The sequence below is a fragment of the Bradyrhizobium sp. RP6 genome (assembly GCF_003837805.1).
Lineage (GTDB): Bacteria > Pseudomonadota > Alphaproteobacteria > Rhizobiales > Xanthobacteraceae > Bradyrhizobium.
Window position 1 is genome coordinate 122,214 of the sequence record NZ_RQIT01000013.1, and the last position, 18,553, is coordinate 140,766.

Below are 18,553 nucleotides of genomic sequence, written 5' to 3' on the forward strand. Positions count from 1 at the left end.
GACGTTGGGGTGATATGCGGGCGCCTAATTGTCCTCCGAGCAATTGCGCGATGGCTCCACGATCTCGCGCATATTAGAACCTGTGCATCTCCCGCACCGGTTCATCCATGCCCCATACCTCCGCCCTGCTCGGCTTTGCCCTAGTCAGCCTTGGTCTCGTGCTCACGCCGGGGCCGAACATGATCTATCTGATCTCGCGCTCGATCACGCAGGGGCCCGCGGCCGGCATCGTCTCGCTCGGCGGCGTGGCGCTCGGCTTCGTGTTCTACATGCTGTGCGCGGCGTTCGGCATCACGGCGCTGCTGCTCGCCATTCCTTTCGCCTATGACGCGCTGCGCTTTGCCGGCGCCGGCTATTTGCTGTGGCTCGCCTGGCAGGCGGTGAAGCCGGGCGGGCGTTCGCCATTCCAGGTGAGGAAGCTCGCCATCGACAGCCCGCGCAAATTGTTCGCGATGGGCTTCGTCACCAACCTGCTCAACCCGAAGATCGCGATGCTGTATCTGGCGCTGCTGCCGCAGTTCATCGATCCTGCCGCGGGCAGCGTGCTGGCGCAGTCGTTGGTGCTGGGCGCGATCCAGATCGCGATCAGCGTCAGCGTCAACGCGATGATCGCGCTCGCGGCCGGCTCGATCGCGCTGGTCCTGGCGAACCGGCCGAGCTGGATGCTGGTGCAGCGCTGGCTGATGGGCACCGTGCTGGCGGGACTCGCGGTGCGAATGGCGGTGGAAGCGAAGAGGGTGTAGCGGAGGCCGCGACCGCACCCGGTGTCCCGGACGTGCTGCAGCGCTCTTGCGCTGCTGCGCAGAGCCGGGATCCAGAAGGCCAAGAATGAGATCGCAGAGGCATGGGCCCCGGCTCCGCGACGCACCGCTACGCGCTGCGTCGCGTCCGGGGCACGAGGCGCGAGAGCTCTTTGCCGGGTCAATCCAGCTTCGCTTCCATCCCGCGCTTCACCGCCGGGCGCGCCATCAGCGCCTCGTACCAGCGCTTGACGTTGGGGAAGTCGGCCAGATCAACCTTGTGGCGAGGGTGGCGCCAGGCCCAGCCCAGGATGGCAAAATCGGCAATCGAGAGCTCGCCGGCGACAAAGTCGCGTCCCTCGAGCCGCCGGTCCAGCACGCCGTAGAGCCGGCGCGTCTCCGCCATGAAGCGCTTCAGGCCGTAAGCGCGATCCTGCTCATTCTCCAGCGCGATGAAATGATGCACCTGACCCGGCATCGGCCCGAATCCGCCCATCTGCCACATCAGCCATTCATAGACCGGGACCCGCTCGCTCAGCGATCTCGGCAGGAATTTGCCGGTCTTTTCGCCGAGATAGAGCAGGATCGCACCGGATTCGAAGATGCTGACGGGTTTGCCGTCGGGGCCCTCGGGATCGACGATCGCGGGGATCTTGTTGTTCGGAGAGAGCTTGAGGAACTCGGGCGCCATCTGCTCGCCCTTGGTGATGTTCACCGGGATCACCTTGTAGGGCAGCCCCATCTCCTCCAGCGCGACCGAGATCTTGCGGCCGTTCGGCGTGTTCCAGGTGTACAGCTCGATGGTCATTCCGTTTCCTTCCCAAAAGGCTTGCCCCCTCAACTACTCCAGATGGTTGCACCCTCACAACCGGCGGCCCGGGATGGCCAATCCCTGTTGACGGGAGACGCCCCCTCTGGAATGTCGCGGCGGTGCCGGATAAATTCCGCCTCCACCCAAAACGCTGTTCGAGGGTCCTCGTGTCGAAATCTGCCTCCCGCGCCCGCCTGTTCGAAATCATCCGGCGGCGCTCATTCGGCCGCGGCGAGGTGACGCTCGCGTCGGGCCGCAAGAGCGATTTCTACTTCAACCTCAAGCCGACCATGCTCGACCCCGAAGGCGCGACGCTGCTCGCCGAGCTGACCTATGAGGCGCTCAAGGACGATCAGCTCGATTTCATCGGCGGGCTCGAGATGGGTGCCGTCCCGCTCGCCGGCGCGCTGGCGCAGATCTCCTGGATCAAAGGCCATCCGATCGCGGCCTTCTTCGTGCGCAAGAAGCCGAAAGAGCACGGCGCCAAGCTCGCGATCGAAGGCCTGCCCAAGGGCGAGACGCTGGCGGGCAAGCGCGTCGTCATCGTCGAGGACGTCACCACCACGGGCGGCTCTGCGATGAAGGCGGTGGAATCGGTGCGCGAGACCGGCGCCGATGTGGTGCTGGTGCTAACCATGGTCGACCGCGAGGAAGGCGCCACCGACACCTTTGGTGCGGCCGGCCTGCCGTTCCGTTCGCTGTACAAGGCGTCGGAGTTCTTGAAGGCGTAAGAGGACGAGACCTTCTCCGTCGACATGCCTGGGCGTGCCCCGGGAGCAACGCCGTCCGTGAAAGCTGCGCCCGGCCATAAAGAGATCACCGCCTCGTCTTGAAACCGCCGCCACGCAACCGCTCATTTACCATCGCGCATTAGGGTGAACCGTGCGCTGGAGACCTCGAACGGTCCCGGCCGGTTCCGTAGCGTCGGGTGGAGTGAGCCGTGCGTACAGATTTGTTCCATACGCAGCGTCGCGCAATGTTCGCAGCCGTCACGGTTGCGGTTCCCATGCTCGCGGCCCCGACCCCGGTTTCGGCCGAAGGCCTGTTCGATTTCCTGTTCGGCGGAATGCAGCGGCCGCAGCCACAGCAGCCGAACGCCTCCTCCGATCCCTTCACAGGCCAGCAGAATCCGCAATATGTACCGCCGACACGCGCGGCCGGCGGCTCGGGCCCGGCTTTCTGCGTGCGCAGCTGCGATGGCAAATATTTTCCGCTGATGCGAGGCGCCGTCTCACCAGCGCAGATGTGTCAGGCCTTCTGCCCCGCCACCGCCACAAAGGTCTATTTTGGGTCCAGCATCGACGGCGCCTATTCGCAGAGCGGCGAGCGCTACGCCGACAGCGAAAACGCGTTCGCCTATCGCAAGGCACTGCGCGCCGACTGCACCTGCAACGGCCGTGAACCGGTCGGGCTCGCCCCGGTCGATCTCGCGCTGGACTCCTCGCTGAAGGCCGGCGACGTGATTGCCACCACCGACGGCCTCGTCGCCTATACCGGCATCCGCGTCGGCAACGATCAGGCTGCGGACTTCACACCGGTTGCCTCCTATCCCGGCCTCACCGCCCAGGTCCGCGCGCGCCTCGGCGAGATGAAGGTGGCGCCGGTGCGGGCAGAGGCGGTGTCGGCAGATGCGCCGGCCCCGGCCGAGATCGTGCGCGAGACGCTGCCTGATGTGACGGTGCCGAAAACGGCCGCGAAGCCGGCGAAGCGCGCGGGGTTGGATTAGCTACTTCCGTCATTCCTGGGCATCGCGCAGCGATGAACTCCGGTGCGCGAGTGCGCACCGGAGAATCTCGAGATTCCAGGATCGATGCTAACGCATCGCCCCGGAATGACGGCGAACGAGCCGTCACCTCCCGATGATCACCCCGATCACGTTGGGCGCGGCCAGATATTTCTCCTCGATCGCCGCGCGCGCGGCGGCACGGTTCTCCGGCGTCAGGAGACCGCGCTTCTCGGCCAGGATCATCCAGCAGAAACCCCACCAATCCGTCAGCATGCCCGTTTCGTCGACAAGGTCGTAACCCTGCTCGGCCGCGAAGATGCGCGCATGGGCCTCGTCCAGCGTGTCGAGAAACAGATGGTCCTCGGTCGAGAACAGATCGTCGCTGACGTCGTCGATGGTGTAGCCCCAGATCGACTGGCACACGGCGTTGAACTCGCGGTCGAACTGATCGTCATCGACGGCGTAGCGCCGGGCCGCCTGATGCAGCCGCGATAGCGAGCGCGCGAAATCGGCGATCCGGGTAAGGGCAAATTGGTCGAAGGCAACGGTGGACATGTAGTCCTCGCAAAGTCGGACAGACACTAGATATTGTATCGGCAAGGCCGCCGAATCACAATGATATATCAAAGACTTGCTAAATTGTTCTTAATTTGTTCCGAGATGCAGACGGCGTCTCTTAGTAACAGCGCGAGGCCGCGATGGCGTGGACCCGGCGGTCGCCGAGGAGATGGGCGACGAAGCCGTTCTTCGGAAAGATCTTGGCGAAGGCAGCGTCGCGGATGCTGAGGCCGCCGGCATAGGCGCCGAAGGCGGGCATCACGGCACGCATCCCGTCACCGGCGAAGCAGCGGCGCTCCATCGAGCGACCGCGCGCGGAGACGCGCGCCTTCGGATGCAGATGGCCGGCGACCTCGCCGCTTGCACCGGTCGGCTCGTGGCGGAAGGTGATCGGGCCGATCATGACCTCGTCCGCGACGGTGCCGCCGAGATCGCGCGGCAGCATGGGATCGTGATTGCCTGAGATCCAGATCCAGTCGCGGCCGCTCTGGAGTTCCGCGACGGCGTTGCGATCGTCCGGCAACAGGCGCTCATGCGCGGTGCGGTCGTGAAAGCTGTCGCCAAGCGCGATGACGGTTCGCGGATTATGGCGGGAGATGACAGCAGCGAGCCGGCCGAGCGTCGCGATGGTATCGTAAGGCGGCAGCAGCACGCCGCGCGTTGCGAAACTCGAGCCTTTCTCCAGATGGAGGTCGGAGACCACGAGCAGGCGCTCCTCGTCCCAGAACAGCGCGCCGGAGAGATCGGTGAGGAACGAGATGCCCGCGACATCCAACCCGCCCGTTGACGTAATCGATAGTGCAACATGCTCCGTCATGGCCGGGCTTGTCCCGGCCATCCACGTTCTTGCTGCGGCGACGAAGACGTGGATGCCCGGGACAAGCCCGGCCATGACGGTGTGGATGGATTAGCGCGCCCCACTGGCAAAATTCTCTACGACATCGCCTCTTTGACGAGCTCGTCGGCGGCCTCCGCCAAAAGCTCGTCTGCAGCTTCGCCATAGACTGACTCGCGGCCGATTTCCAGCATCACGGGGACAGCCAGCGGGGAGACGTGGTCGAGTTCCCGGTGCGTGATGCGGCCGTGGATTCGGGCGAGCATGTCGCTGAGGCGGCGCAGGTCGAGCAGGCCGGTGGCGGCATCGGCACGCGCAGCGCGCAAGAGCACGTGGTCGGCCTGGTGCTTGCGCAGGACGTCGTAGACGAGGTCGGTCGAGAACAGCACCTGACGGCGGCTCTTCTCTTCGCCAGTGTGGCGGCGTGCGATCAGGCCGGAGATGATCGCGCAGTTGCGGAAGGTGCGCTTCATCAGCGCGGATTCCGCGAGCCAGGCTTCGAGATCATCGCCGAGCATGTCAGGATCGAACAGGGCGTTGAGGTCGATCCTGCCGTCGCGGATCATGAAGGAGAGATCGCCGAGCGCCCAGATCGCCACCGCATATTCGTTGGCGACGAAGCCGAGCGGCCGCGCGCGGGCGCGCTCGAGGCGCCGCGTCAGCAGCATGCCGAGGGTCTGATGCGCGAGGCGGCCCTCAAAAGGGTAGCAGACGAGATAATGCTTGTTGGCACGCGGAAAGCTTTCCACCAGCAGCTCCCGCACCGCCGGCACGCGCGAGACGTCCTTCTGCAGCGACAGCCAGTCGCGCACCTGCTCCGGCAAGCCGCCCCATGCGCGGCCATCATCGAGCAGGCGCCGCACGCGCTCGGCGAGATAGGTCGAGAGCGGGAATTTGCCGCCCATATAGGACGGCACCTTCGGGTCCTTGTCATGCGCGCGCGAGACATAGACCTGGTCCTCGACCAGGGTCTCGTAGCGCACCACCTCGCCTGAGAACACGAAGGTGTCGCGGGGCGAGAGGCCCTCGATGAAGGCCTCCTCGATCTCGCCAAGCAGCCTGCCGCCGCGCGCAATCACCCCGGTCGAGCCGCCTGCTTTCCCTTGACCGCCGCCGCGCGAGCGCACCAGCCGCACCTTCAGCATGTCGTCCTCGACGATGGTGCCGACATTCATCCGATAGCTCTGCCGCACCTTTGGATTGGCGACGCGCCAGCGGCCCTCCTTGTCCTGCTTGATGCGGGCGAAGCGCTCATAGGTCCTCAGTGCGTAGCCCCCGGAGGCGACGAAATCGACGACGTCGTCGAAATCCTGCCGCGACAGGTCGGCGTAGGGCGCGGCGGTGCGGACCTCGCGGTAGAGATCATCGGAGAGGAACGGCTCGCCGCAGGCACAGCCGAGCACATGCTGGGCGAGGACGTCGAGCGCCCCTTGGCGCAGCGGCGGCGTGTCCTGCGCGTTCTCCGCAATGGCATCGATGGCGACGCGGCACTCCAGCACTTCGAAGCGGTTGGCCGGCACCAGCACCGCGCGCGAGGCTTCGTCGAGGCGGTGATTGGCACGACCGATGCGCTGCATCAGGCGCGAGGAGCCCTTGGGCGCGCCGATATTGACGACGAGATCGACATCGCCCCAGTCGACGCCGAGGTCGAGCGAGGAGGTGCAGACCACGCCACGCAGCCTGCCGGCCGACATGGCATCCTCGACCTTGCGGCGCTGGGCGACGTCGAGCGAGCCGTGATGCAGCGCGATGGCAAGGCCGTCGTCGTTCATGCTCCAGAGATTCTGGAACAGCATCTCGGCCTGGCTGCGGGTGTTGACGAAGACCAGCGTGGTCTTGTTCGCCTTGATCAGCTCGTAGATCTCGGGGAGCGCGTGGCGCGCGCTGTGGCCGGCCCAGGGCAGCCGCTCGCGCGTATCGAGCATCTCGACCACGGGCGGCGCGGCACCGCCGGCGACGACGATATCGGCAGCGGCCTCCTTGCCGTCGGGCTGCGGCACCAGGAAGCGCGCGAGCTGATCCGGCTCGGCCACAGTCGCCGATAGGCCGATGGCGCGCATCTGCGGCGCGAGGCGCCAGAGCCGCGCGAGCCCGAGCGAGAGCAGATCGCCGCGCTTGGACGTCACCAGCGCATGCAGCTCGTCGAGCACGATGCGCTTCAAGGAGGAAAACAGGAACGGTGCGTCGTCGGAGGAGAGCAGCAGTGCGAGCTGCTCGGGCGTCGTCAGCAACACGTCCGGCGGATAGCGCCGCTGCCGCTGCCGCCGCGACACCGGCGTGTCGCCGGTGCGGGTCTCGACCTTGATCGGCAGCGCCATCTCCGCGACCGGCCGCTCCAGATTGCGCGCGATGTCGACGGCAAGCGCCTTGAGCGGCGAGATGTAGAGGGTGTGCAGGCCGCCGGCGCGCTGCACGCTGCGGCCGGTGGAGACGAGGTTCTTCGCGCCCGCGCCCCGTTCGACCGACTGCGCCGACAGCTCCACCAGCGTCGGCAGAAACCCGGCGAGCGTCTTGCCGGCGCCGGTCGGCGCAATCAGGAGCGCCGAGCGGTCCTCGCGCGCCTTCTCCAGCAGCGCCAACTGATGCGCGCGCGGCGACCAGCCGCGGGCTGCGAACCACGCCTGGAAGAGATCCGGCAGCAGCGCGGCCGGCTTGACCGATATTTGGAGGATCCGAGGCGGCACAGCATGACAGGTAAGCCGCAGGAGCGGATTCGTCGAGGGGTGGCCCTCCCCGCCTGCGGCGAGAAGGGCAAGAGATCTCACACGCCGGTCGGCACCTGGTCCAGAAATCCGGTCACGCGGCTGATGCGCCCCTCCTTCAGCACGGCAAATTCCGTGCCCTTGATCGGGCTGTCGGTGCCGTCAGGACCAAGTCCCCACGAAAAGCGGACGTGATCGCCGTAGCCGTCTGGCTCGCCGATCAGCCTGAACTTGAAATCGGGAAAGCGCTGCTGCACGCCCGCGATCAGCGCCTCGATGCCGTCCCGGCCCTCGCCCTTCATCAAGGGATCGACATAGCTCGCATCCGTCGTCCAGCTTTCGCTGAGCAGCTCGCGACGTCGTCCGGCCGTGCGCTCGTTCCAGAGCTCGATGTAGCGGTGGGCGATGGTGGTGGGGTCGATCATGGTGCTCTCCTTCGATGGTGCCGTGTTGTCCGGCTGACCGCGACTATCGAAGGTCCACGCGCGTTGATCGATTACCCCGGAGGTCATCAACGCGCGTGGGGTTTTCGCAAAAAATTACTTCGCCGCCGTCACCATGACCTCGACAGTGTATTGCGGGGCGGCCAGCTTGGCTTCGACGGTGGCGCGCGCCGGGGTGTTGCCGGGCGAGACCCAGGCGTCCCACACCGCGTTCATCTCGCCGAAAGTCTTCATGTCGGTGATGTAGATCGTTGCCGACAGCAGCTTCGACTTGTCGGTGCCGGCCTTGGCGAGGTGGCCGTCGATGGTCGCCAGGATGTCCTGGGTCTGCTTCGTCACGCTTTCGCCGGCCGCCTTGTTCGCGACGACGCCGGCGAGATAGACCGTGTTGCCGTGCACGACGACCTGGCTCATGCGCGGACCGGTTTCAAAACGCTGAATGCTCATTGGGGATCTCCTGGTGGAATGGCGGCCCTGTCTAGCCCAGCACCTCGCGCTCTGCCACCCCGGGCACGCATGCGTTGCCGGGCACGCATGCGTTGCCTGCGGCGGATGCGTCACCGCCGATGCATGCGTCGCTTTACGGAAACTGGCTGAAGAATGTCCAGATCGTCTCGGCACCATCGATGTCGGCGTTCTGCGGCCCCAGCAGGCCGACGGCGACCTTCGGGAAGCGGGCATCCGGAGCAAATCCGGGCACGCGATGGCCGCCCTGGTTGACACGATACAGCACCACGTCGTGTCCCCGGGGGCAGCGTGAGGAGATCCGCGTGACCGTGGAATGGTCTGCGGGCGCCCTGTCCGGCAAATCAGTCGTCTCGGCGTCATCGGTCTCGCAGCCATTGAGCCTGCGCCAGAAGGCCAGTGTCTCGTCGGTGGACCAGAACCCGTCCGCGGCAAAGTAGCTCGATCCGCGTCCGCCGGCGTAGGGGACCAGCAGGTCCGCGGTGCCGTTCATGAGCAGCATCGGGAGCGGCCGTGACGGATGGCATGTGACGGCAGCCTCGTCGGTGAGATTCATGATCACACTCGCAGCTGCCGCGAACAAATCGGCGCGCGCGCAGACCATCGTCATCGCCATGGCGCCGCCATTGGAGATGCCCGCGATGAAGACGCGCTTTGCATCGGCCGTGCCGTCGGCCACCAGCTTCTCGACGAGCTTTGCGATGAAGGCGACGTCATCGGTACCTGCCGGTGGTCCACGCAGTGCGGGCCCGGCCTTCGTTCGCGCGTCCGCCCATGCATTGTTGAGCCCGTCCGGAAAGACCACGGCCAGGCCCTCGCGCTTTGCAACCTGCGGCCAGGCCGTCCGCGTGATCATGTCGGCACCGCGCTGGGTCTTGCCATGCAGCACGATCACGAGCGGTGCAGGTCTCTTGGCCGGCAGTTGCGCGGTGTAGGACCGCTTCACGCCGTCGACGTCGATCGTAACGGCGGATGCAGCTGAAGCTGCCGCCAATGACGCGGCCAGCGCCGCGATGCGCATCCATCGCAGCATGATCTAGCCCACCGCTTTGGCGGCGGCACGGCCCGCATTGCGGCCCGAGAACAGGCAGCCGCCAAGAAAAGTGCCCTCCAGCGAGCGGTAGCCGTGCATGCCACCGCCGCCGAAGCCGGCGGCTTCGCCGACTGCGTAGAGGCCGGGAATGACGCGGCCCTCCTCCCCGAACACGCGGGAGTCGAGATCGGTCTCGAAGCCGCCCAGCGTCTTGCGGGTGAGAATGTTGAGCTTCACCGCGATCAGCGGCCCATGCGCGGGATCCAGGATGCGGTGCGGGGAGGCGGTGCGGATCAACTTGTCGCCGATATAGCGGCGCGCATTGTGGATGTTCATGACCTGCGCGTCCTTGACGTAGGGATTGGCGATCTCGCGGTCGCGCGCCTCGATCTGCATCCTGATGTGCTCGACCTTGAGGAGATCGCTGCCGGCGAGTTCGTTCATGGCCGTAACGAGCTCATCGAGCTTGTCGCGGACGATGAAGTCGACACCATGGCTCTTGAACGCCTCCACCGGCGCCGGCGCGCCCTTGTTGGTGGCACGGCGCAAGGTCATGCGCCAGCTCTTGCCGGTCAAATCGGGGTTCTGCTCCGAGCCCGACAGCGCAAACTCCTTTTTGATGATGCTCTGGGTCAGGATGAACCAGGAATAATCATAGCCCGTGGACATGATGTATTTGAGCTGGCCAAGCGTGTCGGACCCCGGGAACAGCGGCGCCGGCAGCCGTGTGCCCGTGGCGTCGAACCACATTGAGGAGGGGCCGGGCAGGATGCGGATACCGTGGCGCGGCCAGATCGGTGACCAGTTCTGGATGCCCTCGACGTAGTGCCACATCCGGTCGCGATTGATCAGCCGCGCACCGGTCGTTTCCGTGATGCCGATCATGCGGCCGTCGACATGCTCGGGAACGCCGGAGATCATGAATTTCGGCGGCTCGCCAAGCCGCTTTGGCCAGTTCTGCCGCACCAGCTCGTGATTTCCGCCGATGCCGCCGGAGGCGACGATCACGGCCTGCGCCTTCAACGCAAACTCGCCGACGACGTTGCGGGAGGAGCTCTTGCCGCGCTCGATCGTGTCGGGCGCGAGGATGGCGCCGCTGACGCCGTCCACGGTGCCATTGGTGATCGAGAGGGCATCGACGCGATGGCGGAACCTGAAGCTCAGCCGGCCGCTTTGGGCGGCCTCGCGCGCGCGGCGCTCGAAGGGCTCGACGAGGCCGGGGCCGGTGCCCCAGGTGACATGGAAGCGCGGCACCGAATTGCCGTGGCCCATTGCGTCGTAGCCGCCGCGTTCGGCCCAGCCGACCACGGGGAAGATGCGATGGCCCATGGCGCGCAGCCAGTCGCGCTTCTCGCCGGCCGCGAACGCCACATAGGCCTCGGCCCATTGGCGCGGCCAGAAATCCTCGTCGCGGTCGAAGCCGGCGGTGCCGAGCCAGTCCTGCATGGCGAGGTCGAAGGAGTCCTTGATGCCGAGCCGGCGCTGCTCCGGCGAACCGACCAGGAACAGTCCGCCGAACGACCAGAATGCTTGTCCGCCGAGCGATTGCTCGCCTTCCTGGTCCACGACGATCACGCGCTTGCCCGCGTCGGCGATCTCGGTGGCGGCAACGAGGCCCGACAGTCCCGCGCCGACGACGATGACGTCTGTTTCCTCAGCCATGCCTTCCCCCCTCCATGAATTCCCCTGTAATTGCCCGGATTGAAGCCAGCGGTTGTAACTGAGATCAAGGGTGTGACGCGTAAGACCTCATTAACTTGTTCCACTTTGGGTGAGAGACCGGTGCGAGTGCAGCGCGGACGCAACACTGGATTTGAATTTGTTTTGATCGAGCCGGCCTGCCTAGACAAAACCTTGGTTACGACAGACGCTAGCTGTGCATCACCACCTGACACGCAGATTCGAATTCGCTGGGGCGGGGGACAATGAAGTTTCTGACGGGATTGCTTGCGGTGGTTCTCCTGATTGCGGGCATGGGGGCTTCTCACGCGGTGGTTCGGATCGCGGATGACCGCGGTGGCCGGATTGGAACCTATGTCGACAGGTACCAGGACCTCAGACAATCGGGCGAGACCGTCATCATCGACGGCCTCTGCGCCTCCGCCTGTACCATCGTGCTCGGCGCAATCCCGCACGACCGGATCTGCGTGACCTCGCATGCGACACTCGGCTTCCACGCCGCCTGGGATTTCGGCTCCAACGGCCGCGCCATCACCAATCCTGAAGCGACCCAGATGCTCTATGCGATGTATCCCTCGCAGGTGAAGCGCTGGATCGGCCAGCGGGGCGGGCTTACCCCACGCATGCTCTTCCTGAAGGGCAAGCAGCTCGAAGCCATGTACAAGCCCTGCTATCTGGACGCTCAGGCCTCGACGGCCAAGCCGTCGCGCCGATCGCTTCCAAAAGCGGATCAACTCGAATCCGCTCGGGGCCAGCTGCTTCACTGATATTCGCAGCCTGAGGGATCCTTTTGCGCCGCCCGGCTGCGTCTTGCCCGCAGACGGCACAAAGCCTATCTGAAAGCCAGGGAACCGGGGCCTTCGTCCCGATCGTTGTCATGGCTCAACCACTGCATCCAGCACATCGGCTATCGGACAATTCGCCCACTGCCGGCCGGATGCCGTCCGTGCTGCTGTGGGTTGGCGCGGCAATCGGCGGCCCCGTCGTGATCGGCGCACTGGCGCTGTGGTTCCACTATGGCAGCCAGGTGTTCTTCGAAATGATCAGGACCGGCTTTGCCGCCTGCTTCTGACCTGCGACAGGAAGTTTTCCGCCTATGAGCTCCGCCATCCGCCCGCTGGTGATTGCGACCGCCTTCGCCGCAAGCCTTATTGTCGGGCTCCTGATCATGTTCTGGGCCATGGGCGGGCTCAGCAAGGTGGCGCAGCCGGCCGCGATCGGCGGACCGTTCCAGCTGACCAACCAGAACGGCAAGGCCGTCACCGACAAGAGCCTCAAGGGCAAGCCGACCCTGATCTTCTTCGGCTACACCCATTGCCCCGACGTCTGCCCGACCTCGCTGTTCGAGATCTCGGAGGTGCTGCGCGCAATGGGCAAGGACGCCGACAAGGTCAATGCCGTCTTCATCTCGGTCGACCCCGAGCGCGATACGCCGGCGACGATGAAGGATTATCTGTCGAGCTTCGATCCGCACCTGGAGGGCCTGTCCGGCGATCCCGCCGAAACCGCCAAGGTCATCACCTCCTACCGGGTCTACGCCAAGAAAGTCCCGACCAAGGACGGCGACTACACCATGGACCACACCGCGCTGATCTATCTGATGGACCGCGACGGCCGCTTCGTCTCGCCGTTCAACCTGAAGCGCGCGCCGGCAGAGGCGGCAGCGGATTTGAAGAAGTATCTCTAATTTGGCGGGCCGATCGCGCCTCAGTCTCGGTTTGACCTTCTTGCGGGAGAGGTCGGCGCGGAGCGCCGGGTGAGGGCTCTCTCCTCTGGGGGAGTCTTCGTCGTTGAGACACCCTCTCCCCAGCCCTCCCCCGCAAGCGGGGGAGGGAGCACACCCGCAATCGGCGCTCGCGTTCCCGGCGGGATGGTCTATAACGCCCTCCGATCCCAATGAAATTCGTTCATTTCCGGCCGATGGCTCCATCGCAACAGGCGAAATCGTCCAAATCTGCCCGCGGCTTGCTGACTGGGTTGGCCGTCGGTGCTTGCCTGCTCGCGGGGCTGACCGGCGCCGGGGCCCAAGCTCCCGCCACACGGCCCCCGGCATCACCCCAGGCCACACCGCAGGTCACCCCCCAGGCCGCTCCGCAGGCCGTGCCCGGCTTCTGGGACCCGCGCCGGCGACCGGAGCGGCCGGACCTGTCGCGCCTGACCGTGATCCGCTTCCTGACCGAGACCGACTATCCGCCGTTCAACTTCACCGGCGCGGACGGCAATCCGGCCGGTTTCAACGTCGATCTTGCCCGCGCCCTGTGCGAGGAGATCAAGGTCACCTGCACTGTGCAAATGCGCCGCTTCGAGACGCTGGTCGACGCGCTCACCTCCAACCGGGGCGATGCCATCATCGCTTCGATGGCGGTGAGCCCGCAGCTTCGCGCCCGCGTCGACTTCACCGATCCCTATTACCGGGTGCCGGCGCGCTTCGTCTCGCGCAAGGACGCGGTGATGCCGGAGATCCGGCCCGAATACCTTGAGGGCAAGAAGGTCGGCGTCATCGCCGGCTCCGCGCATGAAGCGTATCTCAAGGCGCTGTTCACCGATGCCGAGCTGCACGCCTACCCCAGTGACGATGCGATGCGCGCCGCTTTACGCAGGGGCGAGGTCGATTTCATCTTCGGCGACGCCATCTCGCTGGCGTTCTGGATCAACGGCACGGATTCCGGCGATTGCTGCGCCTTTTCCGGCGGCCCCTTCGTCGAGAGCCGCTTCTTCGGGGAAGGCATCGGCATTGCCGTGCGCAAGGGCAACGACGTGCTGCGCCAGGCCCTGAACTGGGCGATGTTCCGCGTCTGGGAAAAAGGCCGCTACACCGATCTGTGGCTGCGGTATTTCTCTGTGAGCCCGTTTTAGTTTCGTCGCTGCTCCCTCCGCCATCATTGCGAGGAGCCCTTGCGACGAAGCAATCCAGACTGTTTCCGCGGAAAGATTCTGGATTGCTTCGCGGAGCCTGTCATCGGGCCGCGCTTTGCGCGGACCCGGTGGCTCGCAATGACGGCGCGAGAGGCAACACCGCCCACAAAATTGCATTTGGCCCGGAAATCGCTATTTTCCGCGGCCCGGAGGCCCCTGATGTCCGTTATCGATCTTGCCGCGAACCCGAGCGACCTGCGTGCGCTCGCCGAACAATCCAACGCCTGGCCGTTCGAGCAGGCGAAGGCCATTGTCGCGCGGCTGAAGAAAAGCCCGAAGGACGAGGTGCTGTTCGAGACCGGCTACGGCCCGTCAGGCCTGCCGCATATCGGCACGTTCGGCGAGGTCGCGCGCACCTCGATGGTTCGCCATGCCTTCCGCGTGCTGACCGAGGACAAGATCAAGACCCGCCTGCTCGCCTTCTCCGACGACATGGACGGCCTGCGCAAGGTGCCCGACAACGTGCAGAACAGAGCGCCGCTGGAAGCCAATCTCGGCAAGCCGCTGACACGCGTGCCCGATCCCTTTGGTACGCATGACAGCTTCGGCGCGCACAACAATGCGCGGCTGCGCGCCTTCCTCGACCATTTCGGCTTCGACTACGAGTTCGCGAGCTCGACCGACTACTACACGTCGGGCCGCTTCGACGCGACGCTACTGAGGATGCTCGCCGCCTACGACAAGGTGATGGAGATCATCCTGCCGACGCTGGGTCCCGATCGTCGCGCCACCTATTCGCCGTTCCTCCCCATCAGCAAGACCACGGGCGTCGTGCTGCAGGTGCCGATGATCCGCCGCGACGTCGCCGCGGGCACGGTCACCTATGTCGATCCCGATACCAATCAAGAAGTCGAAACGACCGTCACCGGCGGCAACGTCAAGTGCCAGTGGAAGGCCGACTGGGCGATGCGCTGGGTCGCGCTCGGCGTCGACTACGAAATGGCAGGCAAGGATCTCATCGACTCGGTGAAGCTCTCCGGCGCGATCGCCAGGGCGCTCGGAGCGACCCCGCCCGAAGGCTTCAACTACGAGCTCTTCCTCGATGAGAAGGGCCAGAAGATCTCGAAGTCGAAGGGCAACGGCCTCACCATCGACGAATGGCTGCGCTACGCCTCGCCGGAATCGCTGTCGCTGTTCATGTATCGCGAGCCGAAGGCCGCCAAGCGACTCTATTTCGACGTCATCCCGCGCAATGTCGACGACTACCAGCAGTTCCTCGACGGCTTTGCCAAGCAGGACGGCAAGCAGCAGCTCGGCAATCCGGTCTGGCACATCCACAACGGCAAGCCGCCGAAGGGCGACATGCCTGTCACCTTCCAGCTGCTCTTGACGCTGGTGTCGTCCTCGAACGCGGAGAATGCCGAGACGCTGTGGGGCTTCATCGGCCGCTATCGCCCCGGCGTGACGGCGCAGACGCATCCGAAGCTGGACGCGATGGTTGGCTACGCCATCAACTATTATCGCGATTTCGTCGCGCCGACGAAGCAGTTCCGGGTGCCGACAGACGGCGAGCGCGCCGCGCTCCAGGATCTGCGCGATGCGCTGTCGCAGTTGGCGCCGGACGCTTCGGCCGAGGACATCCAGAACGTCGTCTACGAAGTCGGCCGCCGCGAGCCGTTCCTTGACCAGGTCAAGAAGGGCAAGGACGGCCGCCCCGGCGTGACGCTGGACTGGTTCAACATGCTCTACCAGGTCCTGCTCGGCCAGGAGAAAGGCCCGCGCTTCGGCTCCTTCGTCGCGGTCTATGGCGTGCAGAACGCGGTCAACATGATCGACGGCGCGCTGGCGAGAAGCGCGTAGTTTCGGGCCGCTTCTACAGCGGATCGCCCGCCTTGTCGTGAACTTGTAGACACCGTCCGGCCCGAGCACGGCGTGCATGTCGACGTCGGGCTGGCGATCGGCGCAGCCGTCCGCCGCGCGCATCAAGGTCAGCAGCAGCGTAGTCGGGATGGAGCGTAGCGCAATCCGGGGTCTTCACAAGCTACGCCACCGGTCCCCAGATTGCGCTGCGCTCCATCCTACGGGTCTCAGCACATAGACGCAAACAATCTCCCGGATCATCAGCACAGCATCAGTGGTCCTGACGTGCAACAGGTGCGCAACCTAGGCGAGAGGGCTTGTGAGTCGCAATGGCGCTCGCTGCGAGAATGGTGTCATGGTCCGCTCGCGCGATCACTGGCTTGCCCACACGATCCGCATGATCCAGCCGACGTCACCAATCGCCATCGTTCGCTCGGCGAGCGACGCATCGAGCGGTTGAAGCTCCAGCGCCTTTGCAGTGCGGCGCTTCAGCGTCGCGACCGTCACCTCACCCGCTTTGCTCCTCACCACCACGCGATCGCCTTTGCGGATCGGCGCGCCGGGCGAGACCAGAACGATGTCGCCGTCGCGATAGACGGGTGCATGCGCATCGCCGGAAATCGCCAGCGCAAAGGTGTGGCCGTCCTCGGTTGCGGGAAGCGCGATCTCGGTCCAGCCCCTGCCGGATGGAAGGCCGGCCTCGTCGAAGGCGCCGCTCATCCCGGCCTGTGCAAAGCCGAGCAGCGGCACCGAGCGCCCGTCGCCCGTACCGTCATGGTCAATCAACTTCGCAAAGCTGTCGATCGAGGCGCCGGCCGCGGCCAGCGCCTTTGCGATCGATTCGGTCGACGGCCAGCGCTCGCGGCCGTCGGCGGTGACGCGCTTGGACCTGTTGAAGGTCGTGGGGTCGAGCCCGGCACGCTTGGCAAGCCCCGACGGCGACAGTCCGGCACGCGCCGCCAGCCGATCCAGCGCGGCCCAGATCTGGTCGTGGGTCAGCATCCTCTGCGCTTTGGCTTGTCTGACCATGGAAGGTCCAGCCCGTCGCAACTCAGGAAAACTATCCTCAAATCAACCGGTTTTCCGTTTTTCGCGCAAGAGGCGGCAATGGCGCGTTTCAAGCGAAGTGGTACCGGTCGCGAAATCGCGTCAAAACAGGATCTGGGGCCCGGTTCCAATTTCATCGGAACGGAGAAGACTCTAAGTCTTGAGTTCGGAAGGGACGGCCTTTACGGTCGCGCCCGGGGTTTTGCGGACCCGCGAGAGACGAAAAAACCAAAAAGACTCAAAGAACAAACAAGGCTGCGGAAGCGGTGGTCAAGATCTACAAAATCTGTCCGGCCTCGGCCTGGCGCGAGGCGGAACGACAGGGTGCCTACCGGGGCAGCGCGGATGACGCGCGCGACGGCTTCATCCATTTCTCGACCGCGGCCCAGGTTCCCGAGACCTTGCGCAAGCACTATTTCGGGCAGCGTGCGCTGTTCCTGGTCGAGGTCGACGGCGACGTGCTCGGCAGCGAGCTGCGCTGGGAGCGCTCGCGCAACGACGAGCTGTTTCCGCATCTCTATGGCGACCTCGATCTCGGCGCGGTGATCGCGGTGATCAACCTCAACATGCGTTCCGACGGCGGTCACGATGTTCCGGAGCTGTTGCCGTGATCCGCGCGTTCGACGCCTTTTCGCTGCCGGTGCTGCGCTGGCTCGACCCCGAAGATGCGCATCGCCTCGCGATCCAGGGCCTGCGCTTCCTGCCACCGGCCAAGCCGCGTGCCGATGATCCAAAGCTCGCGGTGCGCGCCTTCGGGCTGAACTTTCCCAATCCGATCGGCATGGCCGCGGGCTTCGACAAGAGCGCCGAGGTTCCGGACGCGCTGCTGCGACTCGGTTTCGGCTTCGTCGAGATCGGCTCGGTAACGCCGAAGCCGCAAGACGGCAATCCGCGACCGCGGCTGTTCCGGCTCGAGCGAGACGAGGCGATCATCAACCGCATGGGCTTCAACAATGACGGTGCGGAGGTTGCATTGCGCCGGCTTGCAGCGCGCGCGCAGCACGGTGGCATCGTCGGCGTCAACGTCGGCGCCAACAAGGATTCGCCGGACCGCGTCGCCGACTACGTCAAGCTGATCGAAACCTTTGCGCCGGTGGCGAGCTATTTCACCGTCAACGTCTCCTCGCCGAACACGCCGGGCCTGCGCAATCTGCAGGAAGGCGCGCTGCTCGACGATCTCCTCGCACACGTGATCGACGCCCGCGAGCGGGTGCGCCGGAAGGCGGGCGACACACCGGTGCTGCTCAAGATCGCGCCGGATTTGAGCCTTGCCCAGCTCGACGATATCGTGCAGGTCGCGCGTTCGCGCCGGGTCGACGGCATGATCGTGTCGAACACCACGATCGCGCGGCCGAGCACGTTGCGCGAGCAGGTGCGGGCGAAGGAGCAAGGCGGCCTGTCCGGCCGGCCGCTGTTCCGTCTGTCGACGCGCATGGTCGCGGAAACCTATGTGCGCGTCGAGGGTGCATTCCCGCTGATCGGCGTCGGCGGCGTGGACTCGGGCGGCGCCGCGCTGACGAAAATCCGCGCCGGCGCCAGCCTAATCCAGCTCTATTCGTCGCTGGTTTACAAGGGTCTCGGCCTCGTCGACGAGATCAAGCGCGATCTGGCCTCGACGCTGCTCCGCACGGGGCGGGATTCGCTGTCCGATATCGTCGGTGCGGATGCGGCGACGCTCACGGCGGAAGACTGGCCCGGGATGTAGCACCGTCTCGTGCCCCGCGCGCAGCGCGCGGCGTCTTCGCGGCGTGATGCGCTGCTGAGCCGGGCCCCATGCCGCCGCATTCTGGGTCCCGG

At 65.5% G+C, this 18,553-nt stretch carries 19 protein-coding genes; 10 read left to right on the forward strand and 9 right to left on the reverse strand.

Translation table 11 applies throughout. From position 1 onward, the window contains the following. The first annotated feature begins 107 nt into the window (after positions 1 to 107). Positions 108 to 743: a LysE family translocator gene (locus EHH60_RS22755; protein WP_124161670.1), complete on the forward strand. Its 636-nt coding sequence runs from the start codon at positions 108 to 110 to the stop codon at positions 741 to 743. A gap of 178 nt (positions 744 to 921) precedes the next feature. Here the strand turns inward: EHH60_RS22755 and EHH60_RS22760 are convergent, their stop codons facing one another. Continuing rightward, on the reverse strand, positions 922 to 1,548 hold the full coding sequence (locus EHH60_RS22760; RefSeq protein ID WP_124161671.1) for a glutathione S-transferase family protein: 627 nt from the start codon (positions 1,546 to 1,548) through the stop codon (positions 922 to 924). A gap of 170 nt (positions 1,549 to 1,718) precedes the next feature. On the opposite strand from EHH60_RS22760, the gene pyrE reads away from it, so the two are divergent. Both pyrE and EHH60_RS22770 read left to right on the forward strand, forming a co-directional pair. Next, entirely contained in the window at positions 1,719 to 2,282 is a 564-nt protein-coding gene (gene pyrE, locus EHH60_RS22765) for an orotate phosphoribosyltransferase (RefSeq protein ID WP_100234702.1), read from the forward strand. 245 nt (positions 2,283 to 2,527) lie between these two features. Then, on the forward strand, positions 2,528 to 3,277 hold the full coding sequence (locus tag EHH60_RS22770; protein ID WP_124161734.1) for a DUF2865 domain-containing protein: 750 nt from the start codon (positions 2,528 to 2,530) through the stop codon (positions 3,275 to 3,277). Between the two features lie 123 nt (positions 3,278 to 3,400). Here the strand turns inward: EHH60_RS22770 and EHH60_RS22775 are convergent, their stop codons facing one another. The 7 genes from EHH60_RS22775 to EHH60_RS22805 all read right to left on the reverse strand — a co-directional run bounded on the left by EHH60_RS22775 (position 3,401) and on the right by EHH60_RS22805 (position 10,975). Beyond that, complete coding sequence (locus EHH60_RS22775) at positions 3,401 to 3,832, reverse strand: hypothetical protein (protein ID WP_124161672.1); 432 nt, start codon at positions 3,830 to 3,832, stop codon at positions 3,401 to 3,403. A gap of 121 nt (positions 3,833 to 3,953) precedes the next feature. Next, entirely contained in the window at positions 3,954 to 4,652 is a 699-nt protein-coding gene (gene pdeM / locus EHH60_RS22780) for a ligase-associated DNA damage response endonuclease PdeM (protein ID WP_124161673.1), read from the reverse strand. Positions 4,653 to 4,768: 116 nt separating this feature from the next. Beyond that, the gene (locus EHH60_RS22785) at positions 4,769 to 7,354 is read right to left on the reverse strand and encodes a ligase-associated DNA damage response DEXH box helicase (protein ID WP_124161674.1); all 2,586 of its coding nucleotides are present in this window, start codon (positions 7,352 to 7,354) and stop codon (positions 4,769 to 4,771) included. Positions 7,355 to 7,431: 77 nt separating this feature from the next. Then, entirely contained in the window at positions 7,432 to 7,797 is a 366-nt protein-coding gene (locus tag EHH60_RS22790; protein ID WP_124161675.1) for a nuclear transport factor 2 family protein, read from the reverse strand. Positions 7,798 to 7,911: 114 nt separating this feature from the next. After that, a complete protein-coding gene (locus tag EHH60_RS22795; RefSeq protein ID WP_124161676.1) occupies positions 7,912 to 8,262 on the reverse strand; it encodes a RidA family protein in 351 nt (116 codons plus the stop codon). Between the two features lie 133 nt (positions 8,263 to 8,395). Continuing rightward, positions 8,396 to 9,313: a CE1 family esterase gene (locus EHH60_RS22800; RefSeq protein WP_124161677.1), complete on the reverse strand. Its 918-nt coding sequence runs from the start codon at positions 9,311 to 9,313 to the stop codon at positions 8,396 to 8,398. A gap of 3 nt (positions 9,314 to 9,316) precedes the next feature. Further along, positions 9,317 to 10,975, reverse strand: coding sequence for an FAD-binding dehydrogenase (locus tag EHH60_RS22805; RefSeq protein WP_124161678.1), 1,659 nt, complete (start codon positions 10,973 to 10,975; stop codon positions 9,317 to 9,319). A gap of 263 nt (positions 10,976 to 11,238) precedes the next feature. On the opposite strand from EHH60_RS22805, the gene EHH60_RS22810 reads away from it, so the two are divergent. From EHH60_RS22810 to EHH60_RS22830, 5 genes are all read left to right on the forward strand, one after another. Next, positions 11,239 to 11,760 carry a Clp protease/crotonase-like domain-containing protein gene (locus EHH60_RS22810; RefSeq protein ID WP_124161679.1) on the forward strand — a complete coding sequence of 174 codons (522 nt, stop codon included), beginning with the start codon at positions 11,239 to 11,241 and terminating at the stop codon, positions 11,758 to 11,760. A gap of 110 nt (positions 11,761 to 11,870) precedes the next feature. Continuing rightward, on the forward strand, positions 11,871 to 12,065 hold the full coding sequence (locus EHH60_RS22815) for a hypothetical protein (protein WP_124161680.1): 195 nt from the start codon (positions 11,871 to 11,873) through the stop codon (positions 12,063 to 12,065). A 24-nt stretch (positions 12,066 to 12,089) separates the two neighbouring features. Further along, complete coding sequence (locus EHH60_RS22820; RefSeq protein ID WP_124161681.1) at positions 12,090 to 12,680, forward strand: SCO family protein; 591 nt, start codon at positions 12,090 to 12,092, stop codon at positions 12,678 to 12,680. Between the two features lie 233 nt (positions 12,681 to 12,913). Next, positions 12,914 to 13,849, forward strand: coding sequence for an ABC transporter substrate-binding protein (locus tag EHH60_RS22825; protein WP_124161735.1), 936 nt, complete (start codon positions 12,914 to 12,916; stop codon positions 13,847 to 13,849). A 219-nt stretch (positions 13,850 to 14,068) separates the two neighbouring features. Next, positions 14,069 to 15,709, forward strand: a complete 1,641-nt coding sequence (locus tag EHH60_RS22830; RefSeq protein ID WP_124161682.1) for a lysine--tRNA ligase — start codon at positions 14,069 to 14,071, stop codon at positions 15,707 to 15,709. 372 nt (positions 15,710 to 16,081) lie between these two features. Here EHH60_RS22830 and EHH60_RS22835 read toward each other — a convergent pair whose 3' ends face one another. Further along, positions 16,082 to 16,738 (reverse strand): S24 family peptidase, encoded by a 657-nt coding sequence (locus EHH60_RS22835; protein ID WP_124161683.1) that lies wholly within the window; start codon positions 16,736 to 16,738, stop codon positions 16,082 to 16,084. Positions 16,739 to 17,022: 284 nt separating this feature from the next. On the opposite strand from EHH60_RS22835, the gene EHH60_RS22840 reads away from it, so the two are divergent. Beyond that, the gene (locus tag EHH60_RS22840; RefSeq protein WP_124161684.1) at positions 17,023 to 17,367 is read left to right on the forward strand and encodes a DUF952 domain-containing protein; all 345 of its coding nucleotides are present in this window, start codon (positions 17,023 to 17,025) and stop codon (positions 17,365 to 17,367) included. Next, positions 17,364 to 18,461 (forward strand): quinone-dependent dihydroorotate dehydrogenase, encoded by a 1,098-nt coding sequence (locus tag EHH60_RS22845; protein ID WP_124161685.1) that lies wholly within the window; start codon positions 17,364 to 17,366, stop codon positions 18,459 to 18,461. Before EHH60_RS22840 ends, EHH60_RS22845 begins: the two co-directional genes overlap by 4 nt. Positions 18,462 to 18,553 lie beyond the last annotated feature (92 nt).